Here is a 13252-nt window from a genome sequence, read left to right on the forward strand (position 1 = left end):
GCACCTAATTCGGGTCACGTTGCGGCGAAAATGCGGTGCATCTCGCTCGTGACACCTACTGAAACGTCAACCGTCTATCGCATGGCTTGGCGGGGCGCCATATCTGGATCGACGAATCGCCTCTCGCTTGAATCGGTGAGCCTCCACATGCCGCTGGCGAACACGCCCCCGGACAGCGCCGAAAGCCGCCGCGCGGGCGCATTTTGGCCTTCCATGATCGGGCCCGGCGTTATTCTGGGCCTGGCCGTCGTCGGCGTGGCCCAGCCGGTTCCGGCCGTGATCGCGGCCCTGGCGACCGGCGGCGCGGTCTGGTGGCTGTCGCGCCGGGCCGATGCGCCGGCGGTGATTCCCATTCCCGGGGGCCTGACTCCGGTCGCCGCCGTCGTGGAGGCGCCGCCCTTCGCGGCGATTCTCGATCGCCTGCCCGATCCGCTGATGGTCATCGCGGCCGAGGAGGCCGACGACCTGACCGGCCGCCGCTTCCTGTTCGCCAACGCCGCCGCTCGCGATCTCTTCAAGATCCAGCACCAGGGCGCCCTGCTGGTCACCGCCGTGCGCAATCCGCGCGTGCTGGAAGCCGTGGACGAGGCCCTGTTCGGCAATGTCGAGGGCGTGGTCGAGTTCGAGACCGGCGGCGCCCAGGGGCGCGCCTGGCTGGCCCACGCTCGGCCGCTGAAGGAGAGCGCCGGCCGCTCGCGCCTGGCCTTGCTGGCCCTGCGCGACGAAACCGACGCCCGCCGCAGCGAGCGCACCCGCGCCGACTTTCTGGCCAACGCCAGCCATGAGCTGCGCACGCCGCTGGCCTCGCTGTCGGGCTTCATCGAGACCCTGCGCGGCCACGCCAAGGACGATCCGGGCGCGCGCGACAAGTTCCTGGCCATCATGCTGGCCCAGGCCGAGCGAATGTCGCGCCTGATCGACGACCTGATGAGCCTGTCGCGGATCGAGCTGAACGAGCACATCGCTCCGGCCGGCCGCGTCGACCTGGCCATGGCCGCCATCGACGTTATCGACGCCCTTGCCCCGCAGGCCCGCGACAAGGGCGTGGTCTTCGATCCGGTGCTGCCGCCGCGCGGCGGGGCGGTGGTCGAGGGCGATCGTGACCAGATCATCCAGGTGATCCAGAACCTGGTCGACAACGCCATCAAATACACGCCCGAGGGCGAGACGGTGCGAGTCGAGATCTTTCCGGGCCTGGGCGCCGAGGCCGCCGCGGCCGCGCGCGACGCGGCCGCCTCGCGCATGTCGCTGCTGACGCCCGACCATGATCTGGCCGAGCGCTATGCCGTGCTGCGGGTCACCGACAAGGGACCTGGCCTGGCGCGCGAGCACCTGCCGCGCCTGACCGAGCGCTTCTATAGGGTCGAAGGCCAGAAGAGCGGCGAGCGCTCGGGCACGGGCCTGGGCCTGGCGATCGTCAAGCACATCATGAACCGCCACCGGGGCGGGCTGACGGTCGAGAGCGTGCAGGGCGAAGGCGCGACCTTCGGCGTCTACCTGCCGATGGCCAAGGCCGCGTCAGCCGTCGCGCCGGTTCCGCCGCCGCCAGCGACGGCCGAGGCCTAGAACTCCGTCCATTCGTCGGTCTTGACGGCCAGGTTGGTCGAGCCCGGCCGGCTGATCGGCGCGCGGGCCGGACGCGAGACTGGGCGCGGCGCATAGGCCGGGGCCGTCTGGACGGGTGGCGCGGCGCTGGTCGTGAAGCGGTTGACCAGGGCCGACAGCTCGTCGGACTCCTGACGCAGGCTGGCCGAAGCGGCGTTGGCCTCCTCGACCATGGCCGCGTTGCTCTGGGTGACCTGGTCCATGCGGTTGACGGCGGTGTTGACCTCCGAGAGGCCGACCGACTGTTCGCGCGAGGACTCGGCGATCTCGGAGATCAGGCCGTCGATCTGGCCGACCTTCAGGGCGATGGTCGACAGGGCCTCGCCCGTATCGCCGACCAGTCTCACGCCGCGCGCGACGTGCGAGGACGAGTTGGCGATCAGGATCTTGATCTCCTTGGCCGCCTCGGCCGAGCGTTGGGCCAGAGCCCGGACTTCCTGGGCGACGACCGCGAAGCCGCGGCCGGCTTCACCGGCGCGCGCTGCTTCCACCCCGGCGTTCAGGGCCAGCAGGTTGGTCTGGAAGGCGATCTCGTCGATCACGCCAATGATGCTGGTGATCTGCTTGGACGAGTTCTCAATTTCGCCCATGGCGGCCACGGCGTCGCCGACGATCTCGCCCGAGCGAGCGGCGTCGGCGCGGGCGGCGGTGGCGGCCTCCGAGGCCTGCTTGGCGCCGTGGGCGCTGCGGCTGACCGTGGCGGTGATCTCGTCGAGCGCGGCGGCGGTCTTTTCCAGGTTGGCGGCCTGCTGCTCGGTGCGTTGGGCCAGGTCTTCCGAGGCGGTCGAGATCTCCTGGGCGCCGGCGCCCACGCTCTGGGTGGCGTTGGCGACCACGCCCATGGCCTCGTCCAGCACCGACATGGCGGTGTTGAAGTCGTCGCGGACCTTGCTGAACTGCGGATCGACGGCGTCGGCGATGCGATAGGTCAGGTCGTTCTGGGCCAGATGCTCCAGGCCCTGGGCGATCTCGTTGACCGCATGGACGCGGCCGGTGACGACGGTGGCGAACTTCACGACCTTGGTGATGTTGCGCTTGTGGTCAAAGATCGGGTTGTACGAGGCCTGGATCCAGACCTCCTTGCCGCCCTTGCCCACGCGCTTGAACTCGGCGGCCACGAACTCGCCGGCGTTCAGCTTGCGCCAGAAGGCGGCGTATTCGGGCGAGGCGGCGTAGGCGGCCTCGACGAACATCCGGTGATGCTTGCCCTGGATCTCCGACAGCGCGTAGCCCAGAGCGCCCAGGAAGTTGTCATTGGCGGTGATGATCTGGCCGTCCGGGGTGAACTCGATCACGGCCTGGGCGCGGCCGATGGCGTCCATCTTGCCGCGCTCCTCGGCGCTCTTGCGCTTCTCGTCGGTGATCACTGTGGCGATCTTGACGATGCGCGAGACGCGGCCGCGACCGTCGCGGATCGGGTTGTACGAGGCCTGGATCCAGATCTCGACGCCGCCCTTGCCCAGGCGCAGATATTCACGAGCGTCGAACTCGCCCCGGCCCAGCTTCTGCCAGAAGGCGGCGTATTCGGAGCTCACGGCATAGGCCGGCTCGACGAACATGCGGTGATGCTGGCCGACGATCTCGTCGATCGAATAGCCCATGGCCGTGCAGAAGTTGGCGTTGGCGGCCAGGATCTTGCCGCTGGGGTCGAACTCGATGGTCGCCAGCGACTTGTCGAGGGCGGCCAGGGTCTCCACAGCGTGAGCGTGCGAACGCTTGAACATCGTGCCTTCATCCTTGAGGGCGCTTGATTTAAGGCGCTTGGGGGCTTCGAGCGAAACCCTGCCGGCCCAGCTCTTCACCAAGTCCTAAATGACGGGGCGCGCGAACGTCGCGGCGTCCCCGCTTTGAGGGCGATGAAATCGCTCGCGATCGTTTCCGGTTGGGTAGGGCTTTGAAATAACGCGAAAATTTAGAGGCTGAATCCAGGTCGCGTATGGCGTGCGGTCAGGTGCGACATATCGACCGGGGTGGCGGCGTTGCTGAATCCTGACAGTCGTCGGACGGCGGGCCGGCCACTGTCGTCAAACTGTCATCAATTCGTCGCATAAGCACAGCGCCGGCCCGGCATAGATCGGGACGGGGGAAGGCCGGCGATCCTGCGAGGCCTTCGACAACTCGCGACAAGATTAGCTTCACGCATGCTGACCTGGCTCTCGCTCCTCGTCCTGGCGCTGTTCTCCGGTGTGGCTTTCGCCGCCGGTCGCCGCCGCGCCGTGGCCTCCGCTGGAGGCCGTTCGCGCGTCCTCCACTCCCTGCCCGTTTACTACGGCACCTACGCCGCCCTGTGGGCCGGCGCGCCCGCCGCGCTGCTGCTGCTGCTGGGCGCGTCCTTCGGCGGCCGCATCGAGGATGCGATGCTGCAGTCCTCGCGCCCGGCCGCCGTCCAGGCGCTGGAGCCGGACCGTCAGGCCGTCTTCTACAGCGACGCCCACGCGATCGCGTCGAAGCAGCCGCCGTCGGAAGTGGCCTATGAAGGCGAGCTGAAGGTCGCCCTCGACGCCAAGGTCGCCGAGGCCCAGCGCATCGAGACCGTGCTGAACGTCGGCATGCTGGCCGGCGCCGGCGTGCTGGCCCTGGCCGGCTTCCTGCTGGCCTTCCCGCGCATCTCCACCGAATTCCGCGCCCGCAATCGGGTCGAGGGCTGGGTCAGCATCCTGCTGATCGGCTGCTCGGTCGCGGCCGTGCTGACCACCCTGGGCATCGTGCTCTCGCTGGTCTGGGAAAGCTGGCGCTTCTTCCAGAGCGTCAACCCGATCTCGTTCCTGTTCGGCACCGAATGGAGCCCGCAGATCGCCATGCGCGCCGACCAGGTCGCCTCGGCGGGCGCGTTCGGGGCCGTGCCGCTGTTCGCCGGCACCTTCCTGATCATGCTGATCGCCATGCTGGTGGCCGCGCCCGTCGGCCTCTACTCGGCAATCTATCTCTCGGAATACGCCAGCCGCACCGTTCGCGGCGTGGTCAAGCCGCTGCTGGAGATCCTGGCCGGCGTGCCGACCGTGGTCTACGGCTTCTTCGCCGCCCTGACGGTGGGCCCGCTGTTCCGCGCCGGCTTCAACGCCATCGGCGCGGCCCTGCCGGCCGGCCCGCTGGCCACCTACCTGATGGAAGTCCAGAACCAGATGGCCCTGGTGGCCGGGGTGGTGATGGGGATCATGCTGATCCCGTTCGTCTCCTCGCTGTCGGACGACATCATCAACGCCGTGCCGCAGAGCCTGCGCGACGGCAGCTATGCCATGGGCGCCACCAAGTCGGAGACGGTCAAGAAGGTCGTCCTGCCGGCCGCCCTGCCGGGCATCATGGCCGCCATGCTGCTGGCCGTGTCGCGCGCCGTCGGCGAGACCATGATCGTGACCATGGCCGCCGGCCTGCAGGCCAAGCTGACCGCCAACCCGCTCGACACGGTGACCACCGTCACCGTCCAGATCGTCACCTTGCTCACCGGCGACCAGGAATTCGACAGCCCGAAAACGCTGTCGGCCTTCGGCTTGGGCCTCACCCTGTTCGTGGTGACCCTGACGCTGAACATCGTCGCCCTGCGCATCGTCCAGAAGTACCGGGAACAATATGACTGACGCCACTCTCGGCGCGGCCGCCCCGCGCCAGGCCCTCACGGCCGCCGACGCCCGTCTGAAGAAGCGCCACGCCGCCGAGCGCCGGTTCAAGGCCCAAGGCATCGCCGCGATCATCGTCGCGCTGGTGTTCCTGGTCGTGCTGGTCGGCCGCATCGTGAGCCAGGGCTACACGACGTTCGAGGCCCACACCCTGACGGTGCCGGTCTATCTGAACCCTGACCGCATCGACACGTCCGACCTGTCCGGCGTCAACTACGACTACATCGTCGCCGAGGCGGTGATGAAGAAGCTGAACGTGCAGGACGACGACCTGGGCACCATCTCGACCAAGGTCCAGGACCTGGTCAGCCGCGACTTCGGCTTCCAGATCCTGAACAAGCTGAAGGCCGACCCCAAGCTGATCGGCCAGACGATCGAGCTGCACGGCCCGCTGAAGGCGGACGCCGACCTCTACTTCAAGGGCGAGATCAAGCGCGAGACCGCCGAAGGCGACCGCAAGCTGGACAACCAGCAGCTGGACTGGCTGGACAAGCTGGAAAAGACCGGTGCCATCAAGTCGGGCTTCAACTTCGCCTTCTTCACCAGCTCCGACTCGACCGAGCCCGAACAGGCCGGCGTGCTGGGCGCGGTGGTCGGCTCGGCCATGATGCTGATCATCACCGCCCTGATCGCGGTGCCGGTCGGCGTGCTGGCCGCGACCTATCTGGAAGAGTTCGCCCCGAAGAACCGCTGGACGGACATCATCGAGGTCAACATCAACAACCTCGCCGCCGTGCCGTCGATCGTCTACGGCCTGCTGGGCCTGGCGCTGTTCATCAACTGGCTGAACGTGCCGCGCAGCTCGCCGCTGGTCGGCGGCCTGGTGCTGGCGCTGATGGCCCTGCCGACCGTGATCATCGCCACCCGCTCGGCGCTGAAGGCCGTGCCGCCCTCGATCCGCGAGGCCGCCCTGGGCGTCGGCGCTTCGAAGACCCAGACGGTCTTCCACCACGTGCTGCCGCTGGCCATGCCCGGCGTGATGACCGGCGCCATCCTGTCGCTGGCCCACGCCCTGGGCGAGACCGCCCCGCTGCTGATGATCGGCATGGTCTCGTTCGTGCCCGGCGTGCCGGAAGGCTTCACCGGCGCGGCCACGGTGCTGCCGGTCCAGGTGTTCATCTGGGAGAACGCGTCCGAGCGGGCCTTCCACGAGCGCACCGCCGCCGCCATCATCGTCCTGCTCGTCTTCATGATCGTCATGAACGCCGCGGCCGTCATCCTGCGCCGCCGCTTCGAACGCCGCTGGTAGGTTTCACATGACCCCGATCCTGAACCCCAACGCCTCGCCCCTTCTCCGCGGACACGCCATGACCGTCCAAAGCCCCGACGACACCGCCCACACGCCGGTGATCCACACCACCGTCCCGCACGCCCATGCCGCCGCCGCGGTCGGCGAGGCCAAGATCAAGGCGCGCGACGTCAAGGTCTTCTACGGTGAGAAGCAGGCCCTGTTCGATGTGAACATCGACATCCCGGGCAAGTCGGTCACCGCCTTCATCGGCCCGTCGGGCTGCGGCAAGTCGACCTTCCTGCGCTGCATCAACCGCATGAACGACACGATCCCGTCGGCCCGCGTCGAGGGCTCGATCCTGATCGACGGCGCCGACGTCAACGCCAAGAGCGTCGACCCGGTGGTCCTGCGCTCGCGCGTCGGCATGGTGTTCCAGAAGCCGAACCCCTTCCCGAAGACCATCTTCGAGAACGTCGCCTACGGCCCGCGCATCCACGGCCTGGCGCACCGCAAGGACGAGCTGGAAGCCATCGTCGAGAGCAGCCTCAAGAAGGCCGGCCTCTGGAACGAAGTCGCCGATCGCCTGCATCAGCCGGGCACCGGCCTGTCGGGCGGCCAGCAGCAGCGTCTGGTGATCGCTCGCGCGATCGCCGTGTCGCCAGAAGTGATCCTGATGGACGAGCCCTGCTCGGCCCTGGACCCGATCGCGACCGCCAAGATCGAAGAGCTGATCGACGAGCTGCGCACCCAGTTCTGCATCGTCATCGTCACCCACTCGATGGCCCAGGCCGCCCGCGTCTCGCAACGCACGGCCTTCTTCCACCTGGGCAAGCTGGTCGAGACCGGCCCGACGGAAGAGATGTTCACGAACCCGCGCGACAGCCGCACGCAGGACTACATCACCGGCCGCTTCGGCTAAGCGGAAGGACCCTCGAAATGACCGAACATACCGTCAAGTCGTACGGCGAAGAGCTGGCCCACCTGACCGCCGAAGTCACCCGCATGGGCGGCATCGCCGAGAGCCAGGTCGCCGACTGCATCGCCGCCATCGCCCGTCGTGACGCGCCGCTGGCCCAGGCCGTGGTCGCCGGCGACGAGCGCCTGGACGCCCTGCAGGGCGAGATCGAGCGCAAGGCCTTCCGCCTGATCGCGCTGCGCCAGCCGATGGCCGTGGACCTGCGCCACGCCGTCGCCGCCCTGAAGATCTCGATGAGCCTGGAACGCTGCGGCGACATGGCCAAGAACATCGGCAAGCGCGCCCTGATCCTGACCGAAGCCGACCCGATGACGGCCCTGACCCGCTCGATCGAGCGCATGGGCAAGCTGGTGCAGGGCCGCCTGAAGGACGTGCTGGACGCGTACACGACCTCGGATCTGCAACGCGCCATCGGCGTGTGGAGCCGCGACGAGGAAGTCGACGAGCACTACAACTCGATCTTCCGCGAACTGCTCACCTACATGATGGGCGACCCGCGCACGATCAACGCCTGCGCCCATCTGCTGTTCGTGGCCAAGAACCTCGAGCGCATCGGCGACCACGCCACCAACATCGCCGAGATCATCCACTTCGAGCTCACGGGCGACGAACTGGTGTCCCAGCGTCCCAAGCTCGACGTCGTGTCGCAGTAGAAATCGATAGAGGCGACCTGAAGTGACTCCGTACGTTCTGGTGGTCGAAGACGAAGACGCCCTGGCCACCCTGCTTCACTACAACCTCGACAAGGAAGGCTACCGCGTTGGCGTGGCCGGCGATGGCGAGGAAGCCCTGATCATGGCCAACGAGCGGGCCCCCGACCTGGTCATCCTGGACTGGATGCTGCCCAAGGTCTCGGGCATCGAGGTCTGCCGCCGCCTTCGCGGCCGGGCCGAGACCCGCAATGTGCCGATCATCATGCTGACCGCGCGCGGCGAGGAAACGGACCGCATCCGCGGCCTGGACACCGGCGCCGACGACTATGTCGTGAAGCCCTTCTCGATGGTCGAGCTGACCGCCCGCGTCCGCGCGGTGCTGCGCCGCATCCGTCCGGGCCTGGCCGACGACCGCATCACGGTCGGCGACATCATCATCGACCGGGTCGCCCACCGCGTGAAGCGTGGCGGCAAGGAGATCCACCTCGGTCCCACCGAGTTCCGCCTGCTGGACTACCTGATGCAGCACCCGGGCCGGGTGTTCAGCCGCGAACAGCTGCTGGACGCGGTCTGGGGCTCGGACGTCTATGTCGAGGCTCGCACGGTCGACGTCCACATCGGCCGCCTGCGCAAGGCCCTGAACGGCTCGGCGGACGGTGATCCGATCCGCACGGTGCGTTCGGCGGGGTATTCGCTGGACCTGGACGCGGCTTAAGGTTCGGATCCGCCCTCGTCCTTCGACAAGCTCAGGATGAGGGCTATTGCCAGCGCCGGATCATTAGAAGTCCTCACCCTGAGCTTGTCGAAGGGCGAGGGCTTCGGTCCCGCTTAGAGTCTGATGATCTGTTCCTCGTCAGCCTGGGCCGCCAGATCCATCGCCGCCGCAATGCTCTCGAACAGCGCCGTCACCGTGATCGGCTTGGCCAGGTGCAGGTCGGCGCCAGCTTCCAGGCAGGCTTCGACCTGATGGGGCATGGCGTTGGCGGTCAGGGAGATGATCGGGATGCGTCCCGTCCCGGCGGCGGCTTCGCGCTCGCGGATGGCGCGGATCGCCGTCAGCCCGTCCATGACCGGCATCTGGGTGTCCATCAGCACCACGTCGAACGGCTGGCTGGCGAAGGCCTCGACCGCGATGGCGCCGTTCTCGGCCACGACCAGGTCAGCCGTCTCGCCCAGCATGAGCTCGACCACGCGCTGGTTGGTCGGGTGATCCTCGGCCAGCAGCACCCGCAGGCGCTCGGCTGTCGGGGCCGGGGCAGGGCGGCGCGCGGGGGCGGGGATCTCGCCTTGCGCCTTCTCCAGGCGAGCGGTGAAGCGGAAGGTCGCGCCGTGGCCTGGCGTCGAGTCGCAGGTGATGTCGCCGTCCATCAGCTTGGCGAAGCGCAGGGCGATGTTCAGGCCCAGGCCCGAGCCGCCGAACCGGCGGGTGATCGAGCCGTCGCCCTGGACGAAGCGCTCGAACAGGCTGGCCTGCACCTCGGGCGTGAAGCCCTCGCCGCTGTCGGCGACCTCGACGGAGAGTTCGATCGTCCCGTCAGTGTTCTCCCGTGTGGCGGCGCGCACGGCGACCTTGCCCTCACAGGTGAATTTCACCGCGTTGCTGATCAGGTTGTTGACGATCTGGCCGATCTTCAGGGCGTCGCCGACCGCGCGCTCATGGAAGTCGCCGGCGAAGTCCAGGCTGAAGGTCAGGCCCTTCTGGTGGGCCAGGCCCTCGAAGGTGGCGGCGGCGGCGGTCAGCCCGGCCCGCAGGTTGAACGGCGCGGGCTCCAGCTCGACCTCGCCGGCCTCGACCTTGGCCAGATCGAGAATGTCGCTGAGCAGGGCGTTCAGCACCCGGCCCGAGTTCAGGATCACGTCCATCATCTCGCGCTGGCGGTCGGTCAGCTCGGTCTGGGCCAGCACCTGGGCCATCCCTAAGACGCCGTTCAGCGGGGTGCGGATCTCGTGGCTCATATTGGCCAGGAATTCCGACTTGGCGATGCTGGCGGCCTGGGCGCTTTGCAGCGCGGCCTCCAGGGCGGCGGCCGAGGCCTTACGCTCGGTGATGTCCTCGCTGATGATCAGCAGCAGCTTCTCGTCGCCCTCGCCGGGGATGCCGATCTTTTTGGTCTGCAGCCAGCGGTCGCCGTTGTGCGGAGTTTTCAGCGGCTCCTCGTCGATGACCCAGACGCGGTCGCTGTCCAGCACCTTGCGGTCCATCTCGGCGAAGAAGGCGGCCTGGTCGGCGGGGAAGAAGTCGGCGTCGTTGCGACCGATCAGGGCCTCGCGCGGCACGCCCAGCAGTTCCTCGCCGGCGCGATTGACCAGCACGAAGCGGCCGTCCTTGCCGTTCTTGACCACCAGCATGGCGGGTACGCTCTCGACCACCGCGTCCAGGAACGCGCGCGAGTGCAGGGCTTTGGTTGGATGCGAGGTGCGGTCGTCTTCGTCGGCGGCCATGCGGGGCGTCGTCTTTCCTGCGGCGCTGTGGCCTTAAGGCCTTGAATGAACGCGGGAACTCAAAAACGCATAGTGCGTGGCGCGGCAGCGCTGACAAGCACCCCGGAGGCGAGCGGGACGATACGACGCACCGCGCGCTTGACCCGGCGGGCTTCCCACGCGACACCCCGCCCTCATGGAAAAGCTGACCATCCTCCTCGTCGGGTCCGGCGGGCGTGAGCACGCCCTGGCCTGGAAGATCGCCCAGTCGCCCCTGTGCGGCCGTCTCGTCGCCGCCCCGGGCAACCCCGGCATCGAAGCCGTGGCCGAGCTGCGCGCGGTGAAGGCCACTGACGCCGACGGCCTGGTCGCCCTGGCCCAGGAGATCGGCGCGGACCTCGTGGTCGTCGGTCCGGAATCCGCGCTGGAAGTCGGCCTCGCCGACAAGCTGGCCGTGGTCGGCATCCCCTGCTTCGGCGGCAGCCAGCGCGCCGCGCAGCTGGAAACCTCCAAGGCCTTCACCAAGGACTTCTGCCAGCGCCACGGCCTGCCGACGGCTGCCTATGGCGTGTTCGAGGACGCGGCTTCGGCCGGGGCCTTCCTGGACACCCTGGACGCGCCGTTCGTGATCAAGGCCGACGGCCTGGCGGCCGGCAAGGGCGTGGTGATCGCGCCTACCCGTGCCGAGGCCGACGCCGCCGTGGTCGACATGCTGGGCGGCCGTTTCGGCTCGGCCGGCGCGCGGGTGGTGATCGAGGAGTTCATGCACGGCGAGGAGGCCTCGCTGTTCGCCCTGTCCGACGGCAAGACCGCCGTGCTGTTCGGCGCGGCCCAGGACCACAAGCGCGCCTATGACGGCGACGAAGGCCCCAACACCGGCGGCATGGGCACCTATTCGCCGCCGCCGGTCCTCACCCAAGCCCTTATCGACCAGGCCTGGCGCGAGCTGATCGTCCCGACCGTCGAGGGCATGGCCGCCGAGGGCAATCCGTATGTCGGCGTGCTGTATGCCGGCCTGATGCTGACGCCCACGGGGCCGAAGCTCGTGGAGTACAACGCCCGCTTCGGCGATCCCGAGTGCCAGACCCTGATGCTGCGCCTGGACAGCGACATCGTCCCGATCCTACTGGCGTGCGCGAAGGGCGAGCTGGCCTCGGCGCAGCCGCCCAAGTGGCGCGAGGAAGCCGCGATCTGCGTGGTCCTGGCCGCAGAGGGCTATCCCGACGCCCCCAAGACCGGCGGCCTGATCCAGGACGCCGAGGCCGACTTCGGCAATGAGGCCGTGGTTTTCCACGCCGGCACGACCCGAGACGCCGAGGGGAACCTCCGCGCTTCTGGCGGCCGCGTGCTGAACGTCTGCGCCCTGGGCGCGACCCTGCACGAGGCCCGCGACGTGGCCTATGCGGCGCTGGGGACGATCAGCTTGGAAGGCGGCTTCTACCGCAGCGACATCGGCTGGCGGGCGCTGAAGGGCTGATACTTGCCCCCACCTGACCTCGCTTTGCGAGGTCGTCCGCCCCCGTAGGGGGCGGAAGGTAATCGAGCGACCTTCTTCCCCCTCCGGGGGAGGAGCGCGCAGCGCGGAGGGGGCAAGTGTGGCTTGCCTAAGCGCTCACGCTCTCTAAACTCCCTTTCAAACAAGCGTTGGGGAGTAGACGCGCCATGGCCGAAGCCGCCGAACAGTCCGCCCAGGACCTGAACTCGGGCACCAAGCCGGTCGACCCGCGCCATGCGATCGACGAGGCCAAGCTGGCCGCCTGGCTCGCGGCGAACGTCGAGGGTTATGCCGGTCCGCTGGAGGTGCGCCAGTTCAAGGGCGGCCAGTCGAACCCGACCTACCAGCTGGTCACGCCCGGCAAGAAGTACGTCCTGCGCCGCAAGCCGCCGGGCAAGCTTCTGCCCAGCGCCCACGCCGTCGACCGTGAGTTCAAGGTCATCTCTGGCCTGAACAAGGCGAACTTCCCCGTCGCCAAGGCCTACGGGCTTTGCATGGACGAGGACGTCATCGGCACGATCTTCTACGTCATGGACAATGTCGAAGGCCGGATCCTGTGGGACGGCACCCTGCCGGACTACGCGCCGGCCGAGCGGCGGGCGATCTACGAGGCCGAGATCGACACCCTGGCGGCCCTGCACAATGTCGACTACGCGGCCGTGGGCCTGGCCGACTATGGCAAGCCGGGCAACTATTTCGCTCGCCAGATCGACCGCTGGACCAAGCAGTACAAGGCGTCCGAGACCAAGACCATCGAGGACATGGACCGGCTGATGGAGTGGCTGCCGCGGAGCTGCCCGGTCGACGACAAGACCTCGATCGTCCATGGCGACTACCGCCTGGACAACATGATCCTGCACGCCAGCGAGCCGCGCGTGGTGGCGGTGCTGGACTGGGAGCTGTCGACCCTGGGCAATCCGCTGGCCGACTTCAGCTACTTCCTGATGAACTGGGTGATGCCGTCCGACCAGCGCGGCGGCCTGGCCGAGATCGCCGACCTGGAAGCCTATGGCGTGCCGACCATCCCGCAGGCGGTCGAGCGCTACTGCAAAGCTACCGGCCGCGACGGCCTGCCCGAGCTGGACTGGTATTTCAGCTACAACCTCTTCAGACTGGCCGGCATCTGCCAGGGCATCGTCGGCCGCGTCCGTGACGGCACCGCCGCCAGCGCCCATGCGCAGCTGATGGAGGCGCGCGTGCCGGTTCTGGCCAAGGGGGCCTGGGCCTTCGCGCAGAAGGCGGGGGCGTAGGGGCTAT

At 68.2% G+C, this 13252-nt stretch carries 10 protein-coding genes; 8 read left to right on the forward strand and 2 right to left on the reverse strand.

Annotation, left to right across the window (positions count from 1 at the left end; all coding sequences use genetic code 11):
• Positions 1-147 precede the first annotated feature (147 nt).
• Positions 148-1566, forward strand: coding sequence for an ATP-binding protein (locus tag J7528_RS05590; protein ID WP_291871953.1), 1419 nt, complete (start codon positions 148-150; stop codon positions 1564-1566).
• On the opposite strand, the gene J7528_RS05595 is transcribed toward J7528_RS05590, so the two are convergent.
• Entirely contained in the window at positions 1563-3329 is a 1767-nt protein-coding gene (locus tag J7528_RS05595; protein ID WP_291871954.1) for a PAS domain-containing methyl-accepting chemotaxis protein, read from the reverse strand. The genes J7528_RS05590 and J7528_RS05595 overlap by 4 nt on opposite strands.
• A 417-nt stretch (positions 3330-3746) precedes the next feature.
• Between J7528_RS05595 and pstC the strand changes: the two genes are divergently transcribed.
• Genes pstC through phoB form a run of 5 tightly spaced genes read left to right on the forward strand, consistent with a single transcriptional unit; the run spans position 3747 to position 8794 of the window.
• Positions 3747-5180, forward strand: coding sequence for a phosphate ABC transporter permease subunit PstC (gene pstC / locus J7528_RS05600; RefSeq protein WP_291871955.1), 1434 nt, complete (start codon positions 3747-3749; stop codon positions 5178-5180).
• Positions 5173-6468, forward strand: a complete 1296-nt coding sequence (gene pstA / locus J7528_RS05605; protein ID WP_291871956.1) for a phosphate ABC transporter permease PstA — start codon at positions 5173-5175, stop codon at positions 6466-6468. Before pstC ends, pstA begins: the two co-directional genes overlap by 8 nt.
• A gap of 58 nt (positions 6469-6526) precedes the next feature.
• Positions 6527-7369: a phosphate ABC transporter ATP-binding protein PstB gene (gene pstB / locus J7528_RS05610; protein ID WP_291871957.1), complete on the forward strand. Its 843-nt coding sequence runs from the start codon at positions 6527-6529 to the stop codon at positions 7367-7369.
• Between the two features lie 17 nt (positions 7370-7386).
• Positions 7387-8079, forward strand: coding sequence for a phosphate signaling complex protein PhoU (phoU, locus tag J7528_RS05615; RefSeq protein WP_291871958.1), 693 nt, complete (start codon positions 7387-7389; stop codon positions 8077-8079).
• 22 nt (positions 8080-8101) lie between these two features.
• The gene (gene phoB / locus J7528_RS05620) at positions 8102-8794 is read left to right on the forward strand and encodes a phosphate regulon transcriptional regulator PhoB (protein WP_291871959.1); all 693 of its coding nucleotides are present in this window, start codon (positions 8102-8104) and stop codon (positions 8792-8794) included.
• Positions 8795-8907: 113 nt separating this feature from the next.
• Here phoB and J7528_RS05625 read toward each other — a convergent pair whose 3' ends face one another.
• Positions 8908-10521, reverse strand: a complete 1614-nt coding sequence (locus tag J7528_RS05625; RefSeq protein WP_291871960.1) for a PAS domain-containing sensor histidine kinase — start codon at positions 10519-10521, stop codon at positions 8908-8910.
• A 175-nt stretch (positions 10522-10696) separates the two neighbouring features.
• Between J7528_RS05625 and purD the strand changes: the two genes are divergently transcribed.
• Positions 10697-11977, forward strand: coding sequence for a phosphoribosylamine--glycine ligase (gene purD, locus J7528_RS05630; RefSeq protein ID WP_291871961.1), 1281 nt, complete (start codon positions 10697-10699; stop codon positions 11975-11977).
• Between the two features lie 185 nt (positions 11978-12162).
• Complete coding sequence (locus tag J7528_RS05635) at positions 12163-13245, forward strand: phosphotransferase family protein (RefSeq protein WP_291871962.1); 1083 nt, start codon at positions 12163-12165, stop codon at positions 13243-13245.
• Positions 13246-13252 lie beyond the last annotated feature (7 nt).

Origin of the sequence: Caulobacter sp., from assembly GCF_017744445.1 — a bacterium.
GTDB lineage: Bacteria > Pseudomonadota > Alphaproteobacteria > Caulobacterales > Caulobacteraceae > Caulobacter.

Excerpts from the sequence above, each read along its gene's own strand:
- J7528_RS05625 (WP_291871960.1), bottom strand. The coding sequence starts at position 10,521 with ATGGCCGCCGACGAAGACGACCGCACCTCGCATCCAACCAAAGCCCTG.
- pstC (WP_291871955.1), top strand. The coding sequence starts at position 3,747 with ATGCTGACCTGGCTCTCGCTCCTCGTCCTGGCGCTGTTCTCCGGTGTG.
- pstA (WP_291871956.1), top strand. The coding sequence starts at position 5,173 with ATGACTGACGCCACTCTCGGCGCGGCCGCCCCGCGCCAGGCCCTCACG.
- phoU (WP_291871958.1), top strand. The coding sequence starts at position 7,387 with ATGACCGAACATACCGTCAAGTCGTACGGCGAAGAGCTGGCCCACCTG.
- pstB (WP_291871957.1), top strand. The coding sequence starts at position 6,527 with ATGACCGTCCAAAGCCCCGACGACACCGCCCACACGCCGGTGATCCAC.
- J7528_RS05595 (WP_291871954.1), bottom strand. The coding sequence starts at position 3,329 with ATGTTCAAGCGTTCGCACGCTCACGCTGTGGAGACCCTGGCCGCCCTC.
- J7528_RS05635 (WP_291871962.1), top strand. The coding sequence starts at position 12,163 with ATGGCCGAAGCCGCCGAACAGTCCGCCCAGGACCTGAACTCGGGCACC.
- J7528_RS05590 (WP_291871953.1), top strand. The coding sequence starts at position 148 with ATGCCGCTGGCGAACACGCCCCCGGACAGCGCCGAAAGCCGCCGCGCG.
- purD (WP_291871961.1), top strand. The coding sequence starts at position 10,697 with ATGGAAAAGCTGACCATCCTCCTCGTCGGGTCCGGCGGGCGTGAGCAC.